The organism is Bacillus pacificus, from assembly GCF_020861345.1.
GTDB classification, from domain to species: domain Bacteria; phylum Bacillota; class Bacilli; order Bacillales; family Bacillaceae_G; genus Bacillus_A; species Bacillus_A pacificus.
In genome coordinates, this window is the sequence record NZ_CP086328.1 from 1,353,464 (window position 1) to 1,374,589 (window position 21,126).

At 35.9% G+C, this 21,126-nt stretch carries 26 protein-coding genes; 18 read left to right on the forward strand and 8 right to left on the reverse strand.

What is annotated here, in order from left to right; all coding sequences use genetic code 11:
- The first annotated feature begins 78 nt into the window (after nt 1-78).
- The 6 genes from cbpB to LMD38_RS07220 all read left to right on the forward strand — a co-directional run bounded on the left by cbpB (nt 79) and on the right by LMD38_RS07220 (nt 5,406).
- A complete protein-coding gene (cbpB, locus tag LMD38_RS07195; protein ID WP_000623566.1) occupies nt 79-522 on the forward strand; it encodes a cyclic-di-AMP-binding protein CbpB in 444 nt (147 codons plus the stop codon).
- Nucleotides 523-664: 142 nt separating this feature from the next.
- Nucleotides 665-1,549, forward strand: coding sequence for a transcriptional regulator CcpC (locus tag LMD38_RS07200; RefSeq protein ID WP_001984809.1), 885 nt, complete (start codon nt 665-667; stop codon nt 1,547-1,549).
- A gap of 71 nt (nt 1,550-1,620) precedes the next feature.
- Nucleotides 1,621-2,343: a 2,3,4,5-tetrahydropyridine-2,6-dicarboxylate N-acetyltransferase gene (gene dapD / locus LMD38_RS07205; RefSeq protein WP_000783248.1), complete on the forward strand. Its 723-nt coding sequence runs from the start codon at nt 1,621-1,623 to the stop codon at nt 2,341-2,343.
- Nucleotides 2,344-2,404: 61 nt separating this feature from the next.
- Nucleotides 2,405-3,535, forward strand: coding sequence for an N-acetyldiaminopimelate deacetylase (locus LMD38_RS07210; RefSeq protein WP_062821973.1), 1,131 nt, complete (start codon nt 2,405-2,407; stop codon nt 3,533-3,535).
- A gap of 254 nt (nt 3,536-3,789) precedes the next feature.
- Nucleotides 3,790-4,656, forward strand: a complete 867-nt coding sequence (locus LMD38_RS07215) for a hypothetical protein (protein ID WP_062821974.1) — start codon at nt 3,790-3,792, stop codon at nt 4,654-4,656.
- Nucleotides 4,657-4,740: 84 nt separating this feature from the next.
- A complete protein-coding gene (locus LMD38_RS07220) occupies nt 4,741-5,406 on the forward strand; it encodes a potassium channel family protein (RefSeq protein WP_000504032.1) in 666 nt (221 codons plus the stop codon).
- 39 nt (nt 5,407-5,445) lie between these two features.
- Here LMD38_RS07220 and rnjA read toward each other — a convergent pair whose 3' ends face one another.
- Nucleotides 5,446-7,113 carry a ribonuclease J1 gene (gene rnjA / locus LMD38_RS07225; RefSeq protein WP_000670369.1) on the reverse strand — a complete coding sequence of 556 codons (1,668 nt, stop codon included), beginning with the start codon at nt 7,111-7,113 and terminating at the stop codon, nt 5,446-5,448.
- Nucleotides 7,114-7,117: 4 nt separating this feature from the next.
- Nucleotides 7,118-7,330 carry a DNA-dependent RNA polymerase subunit epsilon gene (locus LMD38_RS07230; RefSeq protein WP_000576444.1) on the reverse strand — a complete coding sequence of 71 codons (213 nt, stop codon included), beginning with the start codon at nt 7,328-7,330 and terminating at the stop codon, nt 7,118-7,120.
- A gap of 547 nt (nt 7,331-7,877) precedes the next feature.
- On the opposite strand from LMD38_RS07230, the gene LMD38_RS07235 reads away from it, so the two are divergent.
- A complete protein-coding gene (locus LMD38_RS07235; protein ID WP_000998288.1) occupies nt 7,878-8,651 on the forward strand; it encodes a Cof-type HAD-IIB family hydrolase in 774 nt (257 codons plus the stop codon).
- Between the two features lie 60 nt (nt 8,652-8,711).
- Here the strand turns inward: LMD38_RS07235 and def are convergent, their stop codons facing one another.
- Nucleotides 8,712-9,266 carry a peptide deformylase gene (gene def / locus LMD38_RS07240; RefSeq protein ID WP_061183946.1) on the reverse strand — a complete coding sequence of 185 codons (555 nt, stop codon included), beginning with the start codon at nt 9,264-9,266 and terminating at the stop codon, nt 8,712-8,714.
- Between the two features lie 146 nt (nt 9,267-9,412).
- Entirely contained in the window at nt 9,413-9,559 is a 147-nt protein-coding gene (locus tag LMD38_RS07245) for a YjcZ family sporulation protein (RefSeq protein WP_000274562.1), read from the reverse strand.
- 513 nt (nt 9,560-10,072) lie between these two features.
- On the opposite strand from LMD38_RS07245, the gene pdhA reads away from it, so the two are divergent.
- From pdhA to LMD38_RS07270, 5 genes are all read left to right on the forward strand, one after another.
- Entirely contained in the window at nt 10,073-11,188 is a 1,116-nt protein-coding gene (pdhA, locus tag LMD38_RS07250; protein ID WP_000536893.1) for a pyruvate dehydrogenase E1 component subunit alpha, read from the forward strand.
- A 3-nt stretch (nt 11,189-11,191) separates the two neighbouring features.
- Nucleotides 11,192-12,169 (forward strand): pyruvate dehydrogenase complex E1 component subunit beta, encoded by a 978-nt coding sequence (pdhB, locus tag LMD38_RS07255; protein ID WP_000068166.1) that lies wholly within the window; start codon nt 11,192-11,194, stop codon nt 12,167-12,169.
- Between the two features lie 92 nt (nt 12,170-12,261).
- The gene (gene pdhC, locus LMD38_RS07260) at nt 12,262-13,551 is read left to right on the forward strand and encodes a pyruvate dehydrogenase complex dihydrolipoyllysine-residue acetyltransferase (RefSeq protein WP_000863427.1); all 1,290 of its coding nucleotides are present in this window, start codon (nt 12,262-12,264) and stop codon (nt 13,549-13,551) included.
- Between the two features lie 5 nt (nt 13,552-13,556).
- The gene (gene lpdA, locus LMD38_RS07265; protein ID WP_000260111.1) at nt 13,557-14,969 is read left to right on the forward strand and encodes a dihydrolipoyl dehydrogenase; all 1,413 of its coding nucleotides are present in this window, start codon (nt 13,557-13,559) and stop codon (nt 14,967-14,969) included.
- 239 nt (nt 14,970-15,208) lie between these two features.
- Entirely contained in the window at nt 15,209-15,436 is a 228-nt protein-coding gene (locus LMD38_RS07270) for a hypothetical protein (RefSeq protein ID WP_000697468.1), read from the forward strand.
- Nucleotide 15,437: 1 nt separating this feature from the next.
- Here LMD38_RS07270 and LMD38_RS07275 read toward each other — a convergent pair whose 3' ends face one another.
- Entirely contained in the window at nt 15,438-15,830 is a 393-nt protein-coding gene (locus tag LMD38_RS07275; protein ID WP_001163309.1) for a DUF1885 family protein, read from the reverse strand.
- 127 nt (nt 15,831-15,957) lie between these two features.
- Here LMD38_RS07275 and LMD38_RS07280 point away from each other — a divergent pair, with 127 nt between their 5' ends.
- From LMD38_RS07280 to LMD38_RS07295, 4 genes are all read left to right on the forward strand, one after another.
- Nucleotides 15,958-16,254 carry a DUF3055 domain-containing protein gene (locus tag LMD38_RS07280; protein ID WP_011040622.1) on the forward strand — a complete coding sequence of 99 codons (297 nt, stop codon included), beginning with the start codon at nt 15,958-15,960 and terminating at the stop codon, nt 16,252-16,254.
- A 196-nt stretch (nt 16,255-16,450) separates the two neighbouring features.
- Nucleotides 16,451-16,579, forward strand: coding sequence for a GapA-binding peptide SR1P (locus LMD38_RS07285; RefSeq protein WP_000536778.1), 129 nt, complete (start codon nt 16,451-16,453; stop codon nt 16,577-16,579).
- Nucleotides 16,580-16,638: 59 nt separating this feature from the next.
- A complete protein-coding gene (locus LMD38_RS07290; RefSeq protein ID WP_000536805.1) occupies nt 16,639-16,767 on the forward strand; it encodes a GapA-binding peptide SR1P in 129 nt (42 codons plus the stop codon).
- Between the two features lie 45 nt (nt 16,768-16,812).
- A complete protein-coding gene (locus LMD38_RS07295) occupies nt 16,813-16,941 on the forward strand; it encodes a GapA-binding peptide SR1P (protein WP_000536793.1) in 129 nt (42 codons plus the stop codon).
- A gap of 34 nt (nt 16,942-16,975) precedes the next feature.
- Here the strand turns inward: LMD38_RS07295 and LMD38_RS07300 are convergent, their stop codons facing one another.
- Nucleotides 16,976-17,806, reverse strand: coding sequence for a protein-glutamine gamma-glutamyltransferase (locus tag LMD38_RS07300; protein WP_062821975.1), 831 nt, complete (start codon nt 17,804-17,806; stop codon nt 16,976-16,978).
- 75 nt (nt 17,807-17,881) lie between these two features.
- A complete protein-coding gene (speA, locus tag LMD38_RS07305; RefSeq protein WP_000084887.1) occupies nt 17,882-19,354 on the reverse strand; it encodes an arginine decarboxylase in 1,473 nt (490 codons plus the stop codon).
- 365 nt (nt 19,355-19,719) lie between these two features.
- Here speA and LMD38_RS07310 point away from each other — a divergent pair, with 365 nt between their 5' ends.
- Nucleotides 19,720-19,989, forward strand: a complete 270-nt coding sequence (locus LMD38_RS07310) for a UPF0223 family protein (RefSeq protein ID WP_000456556.1) — start codon at nt 19,720-19,722, stop codon at nt 19,987-19,989.
- Nucleotides 19,990-20,070: 81 nt separating this feature from the next.
- Here LMD38_RS07310 and LMD38_RS07315 read toward each other — a convergent pair whose 3' ends face one another.
- Entirely contained in the window at nt 20,071-20,697 is a 627-nt protein-coding gene (locus LMD38_RS07315; RefSeq protein WP_000175082.1) for a YktB family protein, read from the reverse strand.
- Nucleotides 20,698-20,903: 206 nt separating this feature from the next.
- Between LMD38_RS07315 and LMD38_RS07320 the strand changes: the two genes are divergently transcribed.
- Nucleotides 20,904-21,092: a hypothetical protein gene (locus LMD38_RS07320; protein WP_001250168.1), complete on the forward strand. Its 189-nt coding sequence runs from the start codon at nt 20,904-20,906 to the stop codon at nt 21,090-21,092.
- The last annotated feature ends 34 nt before the right edge of the window (nt 21,093-21,126 follow it).

Consider the following 21,126-nt stretch of genomic DNA (forward strand, 5'->3'; position numbering starts at 1 on the left):
TAATGTGAAAACGCTGTCATAAAATGTGAATAGAGCCGGTAATTATAAGCAGGAAAAAGGGAAAATGGGGGATGTAATATGATTAGTATTCCAAAAGACGAGTTTCAACAAATTTTTGTAAAAGATTTAATGATTTCATCAGAAAAAGTAGCACACGTCCAAATAGGGAATGGTTTAGAGCATGCTTTACTCGTACTTGTGAAATCTGGATATTCGGCGATACCTGTTTTGGACCCGATGTACAAATTGCATGGGTTAATTAGTACTGCTATGATTTTAGACGGTATGTTAGGGCTAGAACGCATTGAGTTTGAAAGACTTGACGAAATGAAAGTAGAGCAAGTAATGAAGAAAGATATTCCGGTTCTTAAGTTAGAAGATTCATTTGCAAAAGCATTAGAAATGACTATTGATCATCCATTTATTTGCGCTGTCAATGAAGATGGGTATTTTGAGGGGATTTTAACACGTCGAGCGATTTTGAAATTGTTGAATAAAAAAGTAAGGCAACATAATCGATAATGTGAGAAAAGTGACTTCATAGAACCGAAGAAGTCACTTTTTTTTCGTGCATATCAGTTGTGTATGTATTATATTTAAAAAGATAAAAAATATAAGCGTATGTAGTTAAATTAAGGATGAAAAGCTTATTGAGATAAGGTGTATGGAAGCTAAGGAAAGAGGGAGAAAGTTGCAAATTGATGATTTTCAAATGATGGTTGTGTTAGCACAGGAATCAAATATGAGAAAAGCGGCGGAACGTTTATTTGTTTCACAACCTGCGCTTAGTCAACGATTACAATCTATGGAGAAACAATGGGGAATGAAGTTTTTTATTCGCTCGCAAAAAGGATTGACAATTACACCTGAAGGGGAAAAAGTCGCAAATTACGCAAAAGAAATGCTACAAAGGGAAGAGGATATTAAAAGTGAGCTAGCTGTTTTTAGAACAGAAACTCATGGGACGTTAAAAATAGCTGTCGCATCAGTTATTGGTCAATATTGGCTTCCTCCTGTTTTGAAGAAGTTTGTACATAAATATCCTTCTGTAAAAATATCGCTGTTTACTGGCTGGAGTAGTGAAGTGCAAAAGCAATTTTATGAAGGAGACGTTCATGTTGCTATATTGAGAGGAACACAAGAATATAAAGGCCAGAAGCAACAATTATTTGAAGATGAACTTTATTTAGTGGATAAAGAAATAAAAGATATTTCGATGTTAAAAGAAACAAATAGACCATTTATTCAATTTAAAAGTGATTCGACTTATTATGGACAAATACAAAATTGGTGGTATGGTTTATTTTCTAATCCACCTAAGAGAACAATTGTCGTTGATCAAATTGAGACTTGCAAACAACTCGTTTTAAATGGTATAGGTTATGCTCTTTTACCTTCTACTGTTTTAAAAGAAGTACAGGAAAATATGTATAAAACACCTGTCCAATTAACGAGAGAAACATGGTTATTGACGAGTGAATCAGCTAGACAATTGAAGCAAGTACAAGCATTTTTAGAAATTATAGAAGAAATTCAAATGGAAAAATAGGATTATTATCTTGCTACTCGCCCTATCGTTTGGTAGAGTAACATTATAAATGGATTTAGGAGGCAACAAGAATGAAAATGATGGACGCTAACGAAATTATTTCGTTTATTCAAAAAAGTGAAAAGAAAACTCCTGTAAAGGTATACATAAAAGGGGATTTAAAAGAAGTAACATTCCCTGAAACGGTACAAGCATTTGTAAATAAAAAGTCTGGTGTATTATTTGGAGAATGGTCTGAAATTAAGACAATTCTAGATGAAAATAGCAAGTACATTGTTGATTACGTTGTTGAAAATGACCGTCGTAATTCTGCAATTCCAATGCTTGATTTAAAAGGTATTAAAGCTCGTATTGAGCCAGGTGCGATTATTCGTGACCACGTTGAAATCGGCGACAACGCTGTTATTATGATGAATGCAACAATTAATATCGGTGCTGTAATTGGTGAAGGGTCTATGATCGACATGAACGCGGTACTTGGTGGACGTGCAACTGTTGGTAAGAACTGTCACGTAGGTGCAGGCGCAGTACTTGCAGGTGTTATTGAGCCACCTTCAGCAAAACCAGTTATCGTTGAAGACGATGTTGTTATTGGTGCTAACGTAGTTGTGTTAGAGGGAGTTACAGTAGGTAAAGGTGCAGTTGTAGCAGCAGGAGCTGTTGTAACAGAAGATGTACCTCCATATACAGTTGTAGCAGGTACTCCAGCACGTGTAATTAAAGAGATTGATGAGAAGACAAAAGCAAAAACTGAAATTAAACAAGAGCTTCGTCAATTAAACCCAGAGAAATAAAAACAAAAAAGCGTAAGAGCATAAACAGGCTCTTACGCTTTTTATAGATAGAGGTGCAAAAATGGTAGTAAGCAAATTCGTTCAAATTCGTAGAGACTTACACAAAATACCGGAAATTGGATTTAAAGAGTGGAAAACACAACAGTATATTTTAGATTACATAGGAACGCTTTCGAATGAACATGTGGAAGTGAAAGTATGGAGAACAGGTGTCATTGTTAAAGTAAAGGGAAGAAATCCAGAAAAAGTTATAGGTTATCGCGCAGATATAGACGGTTTACCAATTACAGAGGAAACTGGATATGAGTTCGCTTCTGTTCATGAAGGAATGATGCATGCATGTGGACATGACTTACATACGACAATCGGTTTAGGCCTCCTAACAGCAGCTGTAACAGAAAGAATAGATGATGACCTTGTATTTCTATTCCAACCAGCTGAAGAAGGGCCTGGAGGGGCTCTTCCTATGTTAGAGAGTGAAGAGTTAAAAGAATGGAAGCCGAATATTATTCTCGGCCTTCATATTGCACCTGAATACCCTGTAGGAACAATTGCTACAAAAGAGGGGCTATTATTTGCAAATACATCAGAGTTATATGTTGATTTAAAGGGGAAAGGTGGACATGCAGCTTATCCTCATACTGCAAATGATATGATTGTCGCAGCTAGTCACCTTGTTACACAGCTTCAGTCTGTTATTAGTCGTAATGTAAACCCACTTGATAGTGCAGTAATTACAATCGGAAAAATAACAGGCGGTACAGTTCAAAATATCATAGCAGAAAAGTCTCGGTTAGAAGGAACGATTCGAACGTTATCAGTGGAATCAATGATTCGTGTTAAAAGTAGGGTTGAGGCAATTGTTGCAGGTATAGAAGCTTCCTTCCAATGTGAAGCGGTTATTGACTACGGAGCGATGTATCATCAAGTATATAACCATGAAGCATTAACGAGAGAGTTTATGCAATTTGTAAGTGAACAAACTGATATGAAAGTAATTACATGTACTGAGGCAATGACAGGTGAAGATTTTGGTTATATGCTTCAAGAGATTCCTGGATTTATGTTTTGGCTTGGAGTAAATTCAGAATATGGTTTACATCATGCAAAATTAAAGCCAGATGAAGAGGCTATTGAGAAAGCTATCGTATTTTTAGATCAATATGTAAAGTGGAAGGGAACTAGAAAGTAAATTTGCTCGCCAACTTTGTAACAATTTAAAGTGGGTATTCGTTAGTTCCAAGGTGAAAACATCTTTTATATCTGTTCTGGATACACATCGGCATACAAATGGATAAAATAATGAGCAGTGGTTTTGAGCCGCTGCTCATTATTCATTATCACTTATTGAGAAGATGATTAGTTAACTAGCTTATATATGTTTACAATTCGTGTGGAGAGTGTGTAAAATCAAGGTGAAACGTAGAAAAAAGGGTGGGGAATTACGTGCAGATTAGCAGTGCGATTTTATGTTTTGTTTTATATACATATGTTATTATTGCGGCGGTTTATTTTGGGATAAGTTTTTATGCCTACCGTTTAGCGAATAATCATGAATATGAAGAGACATACAACTGGGTGAAAAGGTATTTATCACCTGTACTAGAAATTATGAATGGGTTTGTTCTTTTTTTATTTATTGGATTAATTGCTTTTTCAACGAGCTTAGTAGGAAATAAGACTACATTATTTGTACTAGGTATCATTATTTTTATGCTATTAGGAATTCGTATTGGTAATACGGTATTTTGGAATGAGAGAAAAGTAGATGGTTGGACGGGAATGCTAATACCGTGTATGCTAGCTGCTATCGTGACGAATATAGAACATGAATATTATCAGTTGCATTTTTGGCTCATAATTGTTTTAACAATTCTCTCTGTGTTGTATATAAGTACTGTCGTGCTAACATACATTGCAAATGAAAAGGGAGATGTAAAAGGTACGCATTTCTTTAGAGGGCGTGCATTGTTATGGAGTGTGCCAACGATGGCGGTTATAGCAATTATTGCGATATTAGTAAATGGGTATCAATTTACGAATTGGCAACTGTTTTTAGAAAATTGGTGGATTTTCATTCTTTCGTTTATCGCTTTTTTAGGTGCAACGCATTATTTATTCCATCAACACCATTACATATTGGCATTGCTATTCGCATTCACACAACTATTATTTGCTTTCTTCGGACAAGAAACGTTATTATTCGTTTTTGAAACGTTTAGTTCATTTGGAAACATATTTGTATTTGGTATGTTAATTTTCAGTATCGTATTTTATTTACAACAGTATTTTTATATGCAAAAACAAAAATAAAGAATGATATACAGGTTTTTGTAGCAAATCTAAAGTATGTTACAATAAAAATACATAGTATTCGATGTTATTGGAGGAATTTCTGTGGGTGAAAAAGAGAAAGAATTTGCTGTCATTGGGCTTGGGCGTTTTGGTGGAAGTATTTGTCGGGAACTTGCTCAATTAGGTATGGAAGTAATGGCAATTGACTCAGATGAGGATAAAATTAATGAGTTTGCAAATATAGCTTCACATGCTGTAATTGCAGATTCAACAGATGAGATGGTATTAAAAAGTCTTGGTATTCGTAATTTTGATCATGTAGTCGTTGCGATTGGAGACAATTTAAATTCAAGTATTTTAACAACATTAATTCTGAAAGAGTTAGGTGTAAAAAATATTACTGTAAAAGCTCAAAATGATTACCATGAAAAAGTATTAAGTAAAATAGGAGCAGATCACATTGTGCACCCAGAGCGTGATATGGGAAAAAGGATTGCTAATAATATTGCATCAAGTAATGTGCTAGACTATCTTGAGCTTTCAGATGAGCATAGCATTGTAGAGATTATTGCAAATAAAAAAATTGATGGTCATTCTTTAATCGAATTAGATATTCGTGCGAAGTTTGGATTGAATATTGTAGCGATTAAACGTGGTAAAGAAGTTATTGTATCCCCTCGAGCTACGGAAAATATTCAAGCGGGAGATATATTAATTGTAATTGGTCATGACGATGAAGTAGATCGTTTCAAGCACTTTTTAAGATAAGAGAAAAGGACAATACCATAAAGGTATTGTCCTTTTTTCTTATATCTCCATAATGATTGGTAAAATCATTGGGCGACGTTTCGTTTTCTCATATAGGAATGGTGCTAATGTATCTGTAATTTCATTTTTAATTTCAGACCATTGCGTTGTTTTACGTTCCATTACTTTTTCTAAATGAGTTGTAATTAATGTTTGAGCATCATTAATTAAATCACTACTTTCGCGCATATAAACGAAACCACGTGAGATAATATCAGGCCCTGCTGCAACTTTAAATTCTTTCATATCAATGCTTACAACGACAATAACAAGTCCTTCTTCAGAAAGGATACGACGATCGCGTAATACGATATTACCGATATCTCCAATACCATTTCCGTCAATATAAACAGATCCAGATGGTATTTTACCAGCTACACTTGCTTCATCTGAACGTAAGGCAAGAACATCACCATTATCCATAATGAAACAGTTTTCTTCTGGAATACCACAATCATTTGCTAATTTCATATGCATACGTTGCATACGATATTCACCATGAATTGGCATGAAATACTTCGGTTTAATTAGACGAAGCATTAGTTTTTGTTCTTCTTGTCCACCGTGTCCACTCGTATGAATGTTTGACAGTTTTCCGTGGATTACATCAGCACCAGCACGGTACAACATATTAATTGTACGGCTTACACTAACTGTATTACCAGGGATTGGTGAAGAAGAGAACACAACTGTGTCGCCAGGAATAATTTGAATTTGACGATGGGTACCATTAGCAATACGTGAAAGTGCTGCCATTGGCTCCCCTTGACTACCTGTACATAAAATAACAACTTTATTAGCCGGTAGACGATTTAATTGAGATGCATCTATGAATGTATCTTTCGGACAGCGAATATAACCGAGGTTTTGTCCGATTTCAATCGCTGCCTCCATACTTCGGCCAAATACAGCCACTTTACGATTGTTTTCAACAGCCGCTTCAACGACTTGTTGCAAGCGATGGATATTTGATGCAAAGGTTGCGAAGATAATACGACCTTCTACTTTGCGGAAAATATCTTGAATACTATCACCAACACGGCGCTCAGACATTGTAAAGTTTGGAACCTCACTGTTTGTACTGTCAGATAAGAGACAAAGTACACCGTCTTTTCCGATTTCAGCCATTTTTGTTAAGTCCGCTGGTTCACCAACCGGTGTGAAGTCAAATTTGAAATCTCCAGTATGAACCACTTGTCCTTGAGGTGTTTTCACAACAACTCCGTATGAATCTGGGATACTGTGAGTTGTACGGAAGAAGGAAACAGATGTCTTTTTAAATTTAATAACATCATCTTCTTGAATTTCATAAAGCTTTGCTTTACGAAGTAATCCGTGCTCTTCTAATTTGTTTTTGATTAGTGCAATTGCTAATTTTCCGCCATAAATCGGAATGTTCACTTGACGTAATAAGTAAGGAATTCCACCGATATGATCTTCGTGACCATGTGTAATGAATAACCCTTTAATTTTATCTTCGTTTCGCACAAAATAAGTGTAATCTGGTATTACATAATCGATTCCGAGGAGTTCGTCTTCTGGAAACTTAATTCCAGCGTCAATTATAATAATTTCATCTTGAAATTGAACAGCATATGTATTTTTACCGATTTCACCAAGACCACCTAAAGCAAAAACGGCTGCTTGATCATTCTTTAGAAATTTCATATGACTATACGATTTCCGCTAATGTTAAATCAGCGTTTTCTTTTTCATATTCAAGATGATTGCCAGTCACAGACTGAACGAATTCGATATTATATGCGAACTTATTTAATTTTGTACGAACATCCTTTTCAGACGTAGCCTCTAAATATAAAACTTTTGTATTTTCACGTACTGGAACCTCAGTCATTTTTTCTTGATAAAATACTTTAAAAATCATTTGGAAAACCTCTCCTTGTCTATGTTTTGCATTATCTGTTACTTATTATAAAGCAAACAGTCACGATTTTCATGTTTTTTCGAATGAGAATGAAGAAAAAGCCCGAAATGGGCACAATTTAAGCGATCGTCTTTTTACGGACTAGATCTTTTAAATAACGCTTCAGCTTTTTCTTCAGCTTCTTCAGCATGATTACTCCTTCCTTTCCTTATTTTAAACATGCATATTACTAGTGAAAACGCCGTCTCTGATATAAGAAAGAGGACAAAAGTGAATGTTGAATCTTGTCTTTTCTCATACAGAGAAAGTTATTCTATAGTAACGATTAGTAGCCGTTAGTTATAGATATAGTATGAGAAAGAATAGAAAAGAAAATTCATACGAACAAGTATCCACATTTTTTACTAATATATATATGCAGGTTTCATAAATAAGGTCAGAAAGTGAACGCTTTCTTCACAGATGTTTAATATGTTATACTTTTTTTTAGCATTTGAAAAGCGATAATCAAAATAGGAATATAGAGTAACAGAAAGGATTTTGACAAATGAATGATAAAATTGTCTTTTTTGATATTGATGGAACATTATTAGATCATGATAAGAAGATTCCGCAATCTACACGAGATGCAGTAAGACAGTTACAAGAAAAAGGCGTGCATGTAGCAATTGCGACAGGACGTGCACCATTTATGTTTGAAGATATTCGTAAGGAACTGAATATCCACAATTATGTTAGCTTTAATGGACAGTACGTTGTATTTGAAGATGAGGTAGTATTTAATAACCCATTACATCCAGCTGCTCTACATAAGTTTACTCAGTTTGCAAAACAAGAAGGATATCCGCTTGTATATCTTGATCATCAAGAAATGAGAGCATCAGTGGAATATCATGATTATGTGAAAGAAGGGTTTGGCAGTTTACATTTTGAGCATCCGGCATATGAACCTGATTTTTATGAGAAGCGTAATATTTATCAAACACTTCTTTTCTGTGAAGTAAATGAAGAAGAAAAGTTTATAAATCAATACCCAGACTTTCATTTTATTCGCTGGCATGCGTATTCAATGGATATTATTCCAAATGGTGGTTCTAAGGCAAAAGGGATTGAGAAATTTATTGAAAAATTAGGATTTAACCGTGAACAAGTGTATGCATTTGGGGATGGCTTAAATGATTTAGAAATGATTGAAGCAGTTGGGACAGGTATTGTGATGGGGAATGGTCATGAAGACTTGAAAAAACTTGCGAATCATGTGACAAAGGATGTTAGTGAAGACGGTATATATCACGGTTTAAAATGGGCTGGATTGCTATAAGTGAATATGGAATCTATTTCATATAGTAAAAAGGCGGAAGAGTGTATTCCGCCTTTTTTACTATCGCTCCAGAGGTTTTGAATCGTCAGGAGCGGTAAATGGATTTTCTTTATTAATGTGGTCATAGAACATAACACCATTTAAATGGTCAATTTCATGTTGAAATACAATTGCTGGTAACCCTTTTAAACGTAATTTCACTTCTTCGCCGTTAATAGAAGTTGCTTTCACTGTAATTCTTGTATAACGAGGGACATAACCAGGTACTTCACGGTCTACTGATAGACAGCCTTCACCACTTTGTAAATATGTACGTTCAACAGAATGGCTAATGATTTTTGGATTGAATAATGCATGACTATATAACGTACCGTCCGTATCTGTTACATGAACCGCAATCATTCTTTTTGAAATACCGATTTGCGGAGCCGCTAATCCGATTCCAGGGCGTAAACTATATTTTTCAGCCATTTCAGGATCTTGGCTATTTATTACAAATTCAATCATTTCTTTAAGAGTATTTGTATCTTCTTCGCTCGCTGGTAGTACTACCTCTTCTGCAACGTTTCGCAAAATAGGATCTCCTTCGCGAATTACATCTTTCATTGTAAGCATATGTAATCTCTCCTTTCCCTTTTAGTCTACCAAAGGAGATGGAAAAAGTCATCGGCAAGTAAGGGGAAGATAGATCGGTTATGTAGGAATAAAAAGAAAGAGACGGCAGAGCCGTCTCTTTCTTTCCATAGTTGTTTCATTTTACATTAGCGAATGCAAGCAGCACCAACGATAATTAAAAGAATAAACAACACAACGATTAAGGCGAAGCCGCGTCCAGACCCACCACAAGAACCGCCATAACCGTAGGAAGGATATGAACAAGTTGGATAGCAATATGAATATCCGTACATGAGATGACCTCCTTTATCATTTCCCGCTAATACTGCGGTTACTATAATGTATGGAGGGAAGAGTAGAAATGTATGGGTAATTACCTATAAAAGGAAGAAGAGTTTGTATATTTTTGCTAAGAAGAGAGAAAAACTAAAGGGAATTAAATCGTTTACATATTATTCTAAGAGAAAAAACAAGTTAAAAAGGGAATAATATAACAGTAGGTTAATGCTTACTAATACAGATGTGAAAAATAAAAACACGTTTGTGTAGGAGAAACCTGCAGATTATTTATAAAAAAACGTATTCAAAGTAATTGACATCGTAATTAGAATAGTTGTAAACTAAAAAACGTGATCAAGATTGTATTAATATGTTTCTGAAAAAACATTAGTACAGATTGTTAGGTACACAAAATTATTCTCAACCGACAAATAAATTTGTTGGTTTACATTGTTGCGGTTTCCATCTAGCTAATAGATAGTGAAAGCGTTTCAGAATATGGTTCAAGAGAGGAAGAGGTGAACGGAATGGGTACTAAAACAAAAAAGACCCTATTTAATGTTGATGAGCAAATGAAAGCTATCGCAGCTCAATTTGAAACATTACAAATTTTAAATGAAAAAGGCGAAGTTGTGAATGAAGCAGCTATGCCTGAATTATCTGATGATCAATTAAAAGAATTAATGCGCCGTATGGTGTATACTCGCGTACTAGATCAACGTTCTATTTCTTTAAACCGTCAAGGACGTTTAGGTTTCTACGCACCAACAGCTGGACAAGAGGCTTCTCAATTAGCAAGTCATTTCGCACTTGAAGCAGAAGATTTCATCTTACCAGGATATCGTGATGTGCCACAATTAGTATGGCACGGTTTACCATTATACCAAGCATTCTTATTCTCTCGTGGACATTTCATGGGTAACCAAATGCCTGAGAACGTAAATGCACTTGCTCCACAAATCATCATCGGTGCGCAAATCATCCAAACTGCTGGTGTTGCGTTAGGTATGAAATTACGTGGTAAAAAATCTGTTGCAATTACTTACACTGGTGACGGTGGTGCTTCACAAGGTGACTTCTACGAAGGTATGAACTTTGCGGGCGCATTCAAAGCTCCAGCAATCTTCGTTGTACAAAACAACCGTTATGCAATCTCTACTCCAGTAGAAAAGCAATCTGCAGCTAAAACTGTAGCACAAAAAGCAGTAGCAGCAGGTATTTACGGAATTCAAGTAGACGGTATGGATCCATTAGCTGTATACGCAGCAACTGCTTTCGCTCGTGAGCGTGCAGTAAATGGCGAAGGTCCTACTTTAATCGAGACTTTAACATTCCGTTACGGTCCACATACAATGGCTGGTGATGACCCAACTCGTTACCGTACAAAAGATATCGAGAACGAATGGGAACAAAAAGATCCAATCGTACGCTTCCGTGCATTCTTAGAAAACAAAGGCCTATGGTCTCAAGAAGTTGAAGAGAAAGTAATCGAAGAAGCAAAAGAAGATATCAAACAAGCAATTGCTAAGGCTGACCAAGCTCCAAAACAAAAAGTTACTGATTTAATGGAAATCATGTACGAAAAAATGCCTTACAACTTAGCTGAACAATATGAAATTTACAAAGAAAAGGAGTCGAAGTAAGCCATGGCTCAAATGACAATGATTCAAGCAATCACTGATGCTTTACGCGTTGAAATGAAAAATGACCCTAACGTACTTGTGTTTGGTGAAGACGTTGGTGTAAACGGCGGTGTATTCCGTGCTACTGAAGGTTTACAAGCTGAATTCGGTGAAGACCGTGTAATGGATACTCCACTTGCAGAGTCTGGTATTGGTGGACTTGCAGTTGGACTTGCACTTGAAGGATTCCGTCCAGTTCCAGAAATCCAATTCTTCGGTTTCGTTTATGAAGTAATGGATTCAATTTCTGGTCAATTAGCTCGTATGCGTTACCGTTCTGGTGGACGTTGGACTGCTCCAGTAACAGTTCGTTCTCCATTCGGTGGTGGTGTTCATACTCCTGAACTACATGCTGATAGCTTAGAAGGTTTAGTGGCTCAACAACCTGGTCTAAAAGTTGTTATTCCATCTACTCCATACGATGCAAAAGGTCTTTTAATCTCTGCGATTCGTGACAACGATCCAGTTATCTACTTAGAGCATATGAAATTATACCGTTCATTCCGTCAAGATGTACCAGAAGGCGAATACACAATTGATTTAGGCAAAGCTGACATCAAACGTGAAGGTACAGATGTATCTGTTATCGCTTACGGTGCTATGGTTCACGCTGCATTAAAAGCTGCTGAAGAACTTGAAAAAGAAGGTATCTCTTTAGAAGTTGTTGACTTACGTACAGTTCAACCATTAGATATCGAAACAATCATCGCTTCTGTTGAAAAAACAGGCCGCGTAGTTGTAGTTCAAGAAGCTCAAAAACAAGCTGGTATTGCAGCTAACGTTGTAGCGGAAATTAACGACCGTGCAATCTTAAACTTAGAAGCTCCAGTTGTACGTGTTGCAGCTGCTGATACAGTATTCCCATTCTCTCAAGCTGAGAGCGTATGGTTACCAAACCATAAAGATATTGTTGAAGCTGTTAACAAAGTAATGAACTTCTAATTTTTACTTATTCATGTGCAAAAGAAATCAGCACATGCTGATTTCTTTTGCCATATTCCATAATAAAGAAATGAATCAGGGGGCTGAATTCCGTGGCATTTGAATTTAAACTACCAGATATCGGTGAAGGTATCCACGAAGGTGAAATCGTAAAATGGTTTATTAAACCAGGCGACGAAGTAAACGAAGACGACGTACTTCTTGAAGTACAAAATGATAAAGCAGTAGTAGAAATTCCTTCTCCTGTTAAAGGTAAAGTACTTGAAGTACTTGTAGAAGAAGGTACGGTTGCAGTAGTTGGAGATACATTAATTAAATTTGATGCTCCTGGATACGAAAACCTTAAATTTAAAGGCGACGATCATGACGAAGCTCCTAAAGCTGAAGAAGCAAAAGAAGAAGCTCCTAAAGCTGAAGCTACTCCAGCAGCAACTGCAGAAGTAGTAAATGAGCGCGTAATCGCTATGCCATCTGTTCGTAAATATGCTCGTGAAAACGGCGTAGACATTCATAAAGTAGCTGGTTCTGGTAAGAACGGTCGTATCGTAAAAGCTGACATCGATGCATTTGCAAATGGTGGACAAGCAGTAGCAGCAACTGAGGCTCCAGCAGCAGTAGAAGCTACTCCAGCAGCAGCGAAAGAAGAAGCACCAAAAGCACAACCAATTCCAGCTGGTGAATATCCAGAAACTCGTGAGAAAATGAGTGGTATCCGTAAAGCAATTGCGAAAGCAATGGTTAACTCTAAACATACAGCTCCTCACGTAACATTAATGGATGAAGTAGATGTAACTGAACTTGTTGCTCACCGTAAGAAGTTCAAAGCTGTTGCAGCTGACAAAGGTATTAAATTAACTTACCTTCCATACGTTGTTAAAGCTTTAACATCTGCATTACGTGAATATCCAATGTTAAACACTTCTTTAGATGATGCTTCTCAAGAAGTAGTTCATAAACATTACTTCAACATCGGTATCGCAGCTGATACAGACAAAGGTCTATTAGTACCAGTTGTTAAAGATACAGATCGCAAGTCTATCTTCACAATTTCTAACGAGATCAATGATCTTGCTGGTAAAGCACGTGAAGGTCGTTTAGCTCCTGCTGAAATGAAAGGCGCTTCTTGCACAATTACAAACATTGGTTCTGCAGGTGGACAATGGTTCACTCCAGTTATCAACCACCCAGAAGTAGCAATCCTTGGTATCGGCCGTATCGCTGAGAAACCAGTTGTGAAAAACGGTGAGATCGTTGCAGCTCCAGTATTAGCATTATCTCTAAGCTTTGACCATCGTTTAATTGACGGCGCAACTGCTCAAAAAGCATTAAACCAAATTAAACGTCTATTGAATGACCCACAATTATTAGTAATGGAGGCGTAATAACAATGGTAGTAGGAGATTTCCCAATTGAATTAGATACAGTCGTTGTTGGTGCAGGTCCTGGTGGATACGTTGCGGCAATTCGTGCAGCACAATTAGGTCAAAAGGTAGCAATCATTGAAAAAGCTAACCTTGGTGGCGTATGTTTAAACGTTGGATGTATTCCTTCAAAAGCGTTAATCAATGCAGGTCATCGTTATGAGAATGCAATGCATTCTGATGACATGGGTATCACTGCAGAGAACGTAAAAGTTGACTTTACAAAAGTTCAAGAATGGAAAAACGGCGTAGTTAAGAAATTAACTGGCGGTGTTGAAGGCCTTCTTAAAGGTAACAAAGTTGAAATCATTCGCGGTGAAGCTTACTTCGTAGATGCTAACACATTACGCGTAATGACTGAAGATGCAGCTCAAACTTATACGTTTAAAAATGCTGTTCTTGCAACTGGTTCTACACCAATCGAAATTCCAGGATTCAAATACTCTAAACGTGTTATCAACTCTACAGGTGCTTTAAGCTTACCTGAAATTCCTAAAAAACTTGTTGTAATCGGCGGCGGTTACATCGGTATGGAATTAGGTACTGCATATGCTAACTTCGGTACAGAAGTTACTGTAGTAGAAGCTGGCGACGAAATCTTAGCTGGTTTCGAAAAAGCTATGAGCTCTGTTGTTAAACGTGCTCTACAGAAAAAAGGTAACGTAACAATCCATACAAAAGCTATGGCTAAAGGCGTTGAAGAAACAGAAACTGGCGTAAAAGTTAGCTTCGAAGTTAAAGGTGAAATCCAAACTGTAGAAGCAGATTACGTATTAGTAACTGTAGGTCGTCGTCCAAACACTCAAGAAATCGGTCTTGAGCAAGTTGGAGTTAAAATGACTGACCGCGGCATCATCGAAATCGATGAGCAATGTCGTACAAATGTACCAAACATCTATGCAATCGGTGATATCGTTCCTGGACCACCATTAGCTCACAAAGCTTCTTACGAAGGTAAAGTAGCTGTAGAAGCAATTAGTGGTCATGCGTCAGCTATCGATTACATCGGAATTCCTGCAGTATGCTTCACTGATCCAGAATTAGCATCTGTTGGTTACACTAAGAAACAAGCTGAAGAAGCTGGAATGACTGTAACTGTATCTAAGTTCCCATTCGCTGCTAACGGTCGTGCATTATCATTAAACAGCACTGACGGTTTCTTACAACTTGTAACACGTAAAGAAGATGGTCTTCTTGTAGGTGCTCAAGTTGCAGGTGCAGGCGCTTCTGATATTATTTCTGAGATTGGTTTAGCTATCGAAGCTGGAATGACAGCAGAAGATATCGCTCAAACAATCCACGCTCACCCAACATTAGGTGAAATCACAATGGAAGCAGCTGAAGTTGCTCTTGGAATGCCAATTCACATTGTAAAATAATTTAAGTAATGAAAATAGCCCATCTCTTATTTAAAGAGATGGGCTATTTTTTATTTTATAATAAAAGTGGCTTGCAAGGTCTTTATACGTACTTGTCGAATGAATATATAATAATTTAATTGAATTGTTAAAACATATATAAATCCAAAAGCCGTATATATGCTTTCGTGTAATATGTAATTGATTCAAACTTAATACCATATATTAATAAAATAGAGCATGTCAAAGGAGAAGGTTCCATGAAAATATTACATGTTATATTTTATCATTTTTTATTATGGAGTGGTTTTTCTGTTGTATTATCATTGTCAAATGGTGATAAGTTGCATTATAAAGTCATTCTATTTTTTGTATTTCTTTATTTAGCATATGTGATCGCATATTTTGTATTGCAAATTAGAAAGCAGGCATTATTCCTTACGTGTTCAAATTGCATACTTTTCTTAATTATATTTTCTATTTTTTAAATTAACGTTTATAGAAATACATTGTTCTTCCATTAAATAATTTCAACTCTCCTTCTAATTTCTTCGCTAGAAAACGGCAAAATTCATTTGCTTTTCCTTTATCACCAAATGTTGCATTAGGTGGTAAAGAAACTTGAATATAAGTTTGTTCCTTTTCTATACCGACACCAACATAAATGGAGTCATATCGATCGTGCGTAGATTGTAGTTTGAATGTTGTTGCTGATGTATCTAAAATTTCATACGGAAAAGCGGTATTTGTATAAGCGTAATTAATTTGAACACCAGTTTTGGAAGTAACTGTTTTATAATAATGAAAAAGTTGTTTTATATCATCTATTGAAACAGATTGTTGATTGGATTTAGGTACAAGCGTAATAAAGGCATGTTGCATATAAGTTCCCCCTAACTTAGTAGAATACTCTCATTCTACATCCTACTGAATTTTTTGACAATTAAAAGGAGTATTCCTTTTTTTGTTTAATATACTAATGAAAGGTGATGTAGAAAGGTGGAAACCGATGTTTGAAAAATTGTATGATGAGCATGAAAGTGTGAAGGTACGATTTTTGGGGTTTATGACACATGATACTCGTTATGATTTTGGTGTTATTTATACAAATATGTTTTTTGGAAAGCCACTTATTGTTTGCATGCAAACAGGAAGGTCTACTTTACTTGGACGAGATGATGTAGAGAATGTTCAACATTTGCAGGAAGTGTTCAAATTAGGTTCAGAAGAGGAAGCAGCTGAGTTAGCTCAGTTTTTCTCATTTTTAGTTCCATCTACATCTTTGCATGCGGAATATGAAGAATAAATAATGTAAAACAGTCGTACGTATAAATATGGCTGTTTTTTTGTTTGAATATCGCATACTAATTTAAAATAAAAATATTTAATGTGTTATACTAAAAACCTATTGACGTAAAAAGTATAACATATTAAAATAAAGACAGAAAGTTAAGCGGTTACAAAAAAGTTTTTGGGATTATAAACTTAGGGGGAAATGAAAAATGGGAACAATCGTATGTCAAGATTGTGAAGGTACAATTGCACACTTCGAGGATGAGAAAGTAACGGTACTTTACGGGAAATGTGGATCTTGCGGATGTGATCACACAGAGCATACAAAAGCCCAATAATTGATAGGAAATGGACAGCTGAAAGTTTTTAGGACCATAAACTTAGGGGGAAATGAAAAATGGGAACAATCGTATGCCAAGTATGTGAAGGAACAATCGGACATTTTGAAGATGAAAAAACGACAGTGCTTTACGGAAAATGCGGAACAAATTGTGACTGTGCTAGTAGAGATAATGCGAAAGCTTAATGATAAATAAATAGATTACTATTAAAACTCAGGGGGAAATGAAAAATGGGAACAATCGTATGCCAAGTATGTGAAGGAACAATCGGACATTTTGAAGATGAAAAATCAACAGTACTATACGGGAAATGTGGATCTCATTGCGACTGTGACCATAAAGAACATTCAAAAGCTTAAATAAAAAAAGCGCCTACATATGTAGGTGCTTTTTTTAATAAACTGTAGTTGTGTTGCCAACTGTTGCAACAATTGCATCATCTCTAATCGGAATAAATCCTATGGATGTCTGTGGTGTGTTAGAAGAAGCGTGGTAGCTCATAAGACGGCTATCGATACGGGTAATAGTATCGGTTAAGAAAGCGGAAATAAAAGCGTAAGGGACTCGTCGCTCATTTAACGCGTATATAATTTCTTCTTTTGTTTTTACACCTACGCCATGCCCATAAAAAAAGAAATTTCCTAGATAGATTGTATTTTCTCCTTGCCACTCGATTGTAGCTGGGTTCACTTGTGGATTTTTAAAGTAAACGAGATCACCTGGGACAAGATCGCCACCCGTCTTTGTTATGAGCTTTAAATCTTGATCGTAGTCCCACGTATAAAGTAAAAGGTTTGCAAAGAGACGGTTGAAGGTTTCTTCCTCATATAATGCTAGTAAAGCTTTGTAAAAAATAATGATCATAGCGGTGGCACATTCAGTTCCATATAGTTTTCCGTTTTTGAAAATATCTTGTATGGCAATGGAAGGGGGTATGTTTGGAAGGAGCTCGAATCCTCCAAGAGATGTTCTTTTCCAATACTGAGGGTTACAAAAAGATTGTTGAAATGTGCGAAACTGAAAACCACTTTGAAAAAGTTCTAATGCAGAAGTAATAATATGAACACGCAAATTTAGATCAAAGCTGAGTTCATCAGATGTTCGGAAGGAATAGATTTCTTGATTTCCTGCCATTATAGATAAAATTTGTTGTTTCTCATTTGCAAATGGCTCATATTCATTTGTGATATAAGGATGTACAATAGAACGGCCTATTACAATCATAATAGTATCCCCACCTATACGTTACATTACATAATATCGTATGAGAAAAGGCCAAAAGGGTGAAAGAAAAGCCTATCAACTGATAGGCTTGTACTCTTTAATCACGCGTAATGTTTGTAATGTCATATCTTCAGGACCTTGTACAGGTAAACCTGCTTCTAAGTTTTTACGAATATACTCTAAGTTATCTTGTGTAATAATTTCCCCCGGAGTAAAGATTGGAATCCCTGGCGGATAAACCATAACGAAATCAGCTATAATACGACCTGCTGCATTTTCAAATGGGATGACTTCTGTTTCCGAATAAAAAGCATCTCGAGGAGAAAGTGCTAAAACAGGTATTTCTGGAATTTCTACTTGCACTTGAACACCTTTATCAGCTTTATTTTTAAATGTTGCTGATAAATCTTGTAATGCTGCAATAAGTGTATTTGTCTCACTTTCTGTATCCCCAAAAGTGACAAGACATAGTATGTTGTATAAATCTGAGAGCTCTACTTCAATGTTATATTGCTCTCTAAGCCATACTTCAGCCTGATGGCCTGTAATACCTAAATCTTTTACAGATACAATTATCTTTGTAGGATCATAGTTAAAAGTAGCATCCGTACCTAGCATTTCTTTCCCTGGACAGTAAAGATGTTCGATATCATTTATAGCATCACGAACTTGTTCCGCTAATTGTATTGTTTGTTCTATGAGTGCCGTTCCTTCTGTAGCAAGACGTTTTCTAGCAACATCTAGGGAGGCTAACAAGATGTAAGACGTTGATGTAGTCGTAAGCATGCTAATAATAGATTGAACATGTTTTACGTTCACAAGGCCTTCTTTTACATTAAGAATAGAACTTTGCGTTAAAGATCCACCTAATTTGTGAACACTTGTTGCTGCCATATCTGCACCGGCTTGCATCGCTGACATCGGCAGTTCATCGTGAAAATGAATATGAACACCATGAGCCTCATCAACGAGTACAGGGATATCGTAAGAATGTGCTAATTGTACAATCTGTTCTAAGTCCGCAGCAAAGCCAAAGTATGTTGGGTTAATAACAAGTAGGCCTTTCGCATCTGAGTGCTCTTCAAGTGCCTTTTTGACAGATTGAATTGTGATTCCATGTGAAATACCAAGTTTTGGATCAATTTCAGGATGCATGAAAATAGGTTTTGCACCTGAGAAAATAATAGCTGACATTACTGATTTATGCACGTTTCGTGGTACTAGTATTTTGTCACCAGGACCGCAAACGCTCATCACCATTGTCATAATTGCGCCACTTGTACCTTGAATAGAAAAGAAAGTATGATCCGCACCAAATGCAGCGGCTGCTAAATCCTGTGCTTCTTTAATCATACCTTTTGGATGATGTAAATCATCGAGCGGCGCAATATTAATTAAATCAATTGCTAATGCATTATGCCCAATAAATTCGCGAAATTCAGGATCCATGCCCTGTCCTTTTTTATGCCCTGGAATATGGAATTGAATTGGATTTCGCTTACTGTGCTCAACTAAAGCGGTAAACAATGGTGTTTCGTATTGGGACAATCTATACACCCCTTCTTTTTTAATATTTATTAGAGTTTGTTTTATATAATCTTGTTCTAAAAAAGTTACGTTCTTTTTTAGAATGAGACTTGTTTTTCTGCCATTCACAAAAGCTTTTTTGAGATGGGAGCTTCACTTTATTTTCTATAAAACAAAAGCATTATATCACCAATAATTATAGATGTATAGCAAAAAATATTTTTACGGTGAGTATGTTAAATAGTAGCTTCCTACTAACTTCTAGTGGAAGGCAATTCCATTAAAATGAATAAATAGTGTATAATGCAAAGTGGCTATAGTGAAGTAGAAAAAATCACTTTAAGATAGCGTATTGAAATAAGAAGAAATGATAAATGAGGTGCGAAATGGAATATCAATATCCGTTAGATTATGATTGGTCAAATGAGGAAATGGTTACAATTGTGAAGTTTTATGAAGCGATTGAGAAAGCATATGAAAAAGGAATTGTAAGAGAAGAATTAATGGGTTTATATCGTCGTTTTAAAGAGATTGTTCCATCGAAAGCAGAAGAAAAGAAAATTGATAAAGAGTTTCAAGAAGTAAGTGGATATTCTATATACCGTGCGATTCAGAAGGCTAAAGAAATTGAAGAAGAAAAGCTTGTGAAAATGTAAAAAATATTTTGAAAAATAAAAACTGAAGTGATATAATGTGATAACAACTAAAAACGGACAATATAAATTGTCCGTTTTCTACTATCGATTACAAAGTGCATATAAAGGAAGGAGTGATTGCATCGTAGATTCAATCTTAGCAAGGAATTGTTCGTTGGTCATTGCTGAAAACTCCTCTGGTGATATATGAATACCAACTAATAATTCTGCTTTTTTCACAGTAGCTAGACGTTCAATCATCTTTTGTAAATCATTTGTTTCAAGTGTTTTATGTAATTTTACACTTGGTTTAGTATGGTCAATGGACCAAACGAAGTCATTTGGAATATTTGTTTTTAAATCATTTATATGTTCTAAGAAGGCGTGAGCCGTCTCCACTTTTTGTGGACACTCATAGATTAAACCAAAGTATATGAAGGCATGAGTACCCCATAATCCAATTTGGAAATGTGGTAGCATTTTATATCCGCGTTTATTTGTTGAAAAAGCAACCCAAGTATCGTTTGGTGGATTGACTTTGCGACGTGCGTGTTTTGCTACATGATAAAAAAAGTTCTCATCAGTTTGTTTGGATAAATACGCTGCAAACTGTTCCCCTAAAGCTTCTAGCTTAGGATGAATGTTCGTTTTAATTGCACTCATTCGTTCTTCGAGACCATCAACTGTAAAGACCTCAAAATCAGTTGATTTGAATGTTTGTAGTGTCATGATTGTTCCTCCAACTCCTATTTTGCTTTTATTTTAGCATAGCTTGTACTATTCATAAAAAAAACAGCACAAAAAAATTTAAATAAAAAAATATAATTTTGTTGCATAGATGATTTATCCAACATAGTATAGTATAAAACAAAAAATCAGAAAATTGAATCAATTCTAGTCCGAGGGCAGACGAATATTGGGAGGAGGCAAATAATATGAGACAGGTGATTAATGCGTTAAAGAGAACAGATGCTGAAAAGAGAATACCGGTGCTACGTTTGGAGCTAGATTATGAATTAGCGACTTTATATGATGCGATGATGGAAAATGATAAACAGAAAAAAGAAGAGTGTGTACAAAAGTTAGAAGTGTTAAGACTTGAAATGATTCGTTTAGAAGCGTAATAATAGTATATGTATAAAAAATTAGTTGGTGCGA

What these genes read in the sequence shown, in the direction of transcription:
- cbpB (WP_000623566.1), top strand. Translation starts at nt 79, where the DNA reads ATGATTAGTATTCCAAAAGACGAGTTTCAACAAATTTTTGTAAAAGAT.
- LMD38_RS07200 (WP_001984809.1), top strand. Translation starts at nt 665, where the DNA reads ATGGAAGCTAAGGAAAGAGGGAGAAAGTTGCAAATTGATGATTTTCAA.
- dapD (WP_000783248.1), top strand. Translation starts at nt 1,621, where the DNA reads ATGAAAATGATGGACGCTAACGAAATTATTTCGTTTATTCAAAAAAGT.
- LMD38_RS07210 (WP_062821973.1), top strand. Translation starts at nt 2,405, where the DNA reads ATGGTAGTAAGCAAATTCGTTCAAATTCGTAGAGACTTACACAAAATA.
- rnjA (WP_000670369.1), bottom strand. Translation starts at nt 7,113, where the DNA reads ATGAAATTTCTAAAGAATGATCAAGCAGCCGTTTTTGCTTTAGGTGGT.
- LMD38_RS07230 (WP_000576444.1), bottom strand. Translation starts at nt 7,330, where the DNA reads ATGATTTTTAAAGTATTTTATCAAGAAAAAATGACTGAGGTTCCAGTA.
- LMD38_RS07235 (WP_000998288.1), top strand. Translation starts at nt 7,878, where the DNA reads ATGAATGATAAAATTGTCTTTTTTGATATTGATGGAACATTATTAGAT.
- def (WP_061183946.1), bottom strand. Translation starts at nt 9,266, where the DNA reads ATGCTTACAATGAAAGATGTAATTCGCGAAGGAGATCCTATTTTGCGA.
- LMD38_RS07245 (WP_000274562.1), bottom strand. Translation starts at nt 9,559, where the DNA reads ATGTACGGATATTCATATTGCTATCCAACTTGTTCATATCCTTCCTAC.
- pdhA (WP_000536893.1), top strand. Translation starts at nt 10,073, where the DNA reads ATGGGTACTAAAACAAAAAAGACCCTATTTAATGTTGATGAGCAAATG.
- pdhB (WP_000068166.1), top strand. Translation starts at nt 11,192, where the DNA reads ATGGCTCAAATGACAATGATTCAAGCAATCACTGATGCTTTACGCGTT.
- lpdA (WP_000260111.1), top strand. Translation starts at nt 13,557, where the DNA reads ATGGTAGTAGGAGATTTCCCAATTGAATTAGATACAGTCGTTGTTGGT.
- LMD38_RS07270 (WP_000697468.1), top strand. Translation starts at nt 15,209, where the DNA reads ATGAAAATATTACATGTTATATTTTATCATTTTTTATTATGGAGTGGT.
- LMD38_RS07275 (WP_001163309.1), bottom strand. Translation starts at nt 15,830, where the DNA reads ATGCAACATGCCTTTATTACGCTTGTACCTAAATCCAATCAACAATCT.
- LMD38_RS07280 (WP_011040622.1), top strand. Translation starts at nt 15,958, where the DNA reads ATGTTTGAAAAATTGTATGATGAGCATGAAAGTGTGAAGGTACGATTT.
- LMD38_RS07285 (WP_000536778.1), top strand. Translation starts at nt 16,451, where the DNA reads ATGGGAACAATCGTATGTCAAGATTGTGAAGGTACAATTGCACACTTC.
- LMD38_RS07290 (WP_000536805.1), top strand. Translation starts at nt 16,639, where the DNA reads ATGGGAACAATCGTATGCCAAGTATGTGAAGGAACAATCGGACATTTT.
- LMD38_RS07295 (WP_000536793.1), top strand. Translation starts at nt 16,813, where the DNA reads ATGGGAACAATCGTATGCCAAGTATGTGAAGGAACAATCGGACATTTT.
- LMD38_RS07300 (WP_062821975.1), bottom strand. Translation starts at nt 17,806, where the DNA reads ATGATTGTAATAGGCCGTTCTATTGTACATCCTTATATCACAAATGAA.
- LMD38_RS07310 (WP_000456556.1), top strand. Translation starts at nt 19,720, where the DNA reads ATGGAATATCAATATCCGTTAGATTATGATTGGTCAAATGAGGAAATG.
- LMD38_RS07315 (WP_000175082.1), bottom strand. Translation starts at nt 20,697, where the DNA reads ATGACACTACAAACATTCAAATCAACTGATTTTGAGGTCTTTACAGTT.
- LMD38_RS07320 (WP_001250168.1), top strand. Translation starts at nt 20,904, where the DNA reads ATGAGACAGGTGATTAATGCGTTAAAGAGAACAGATGCTGAAAAGAGA.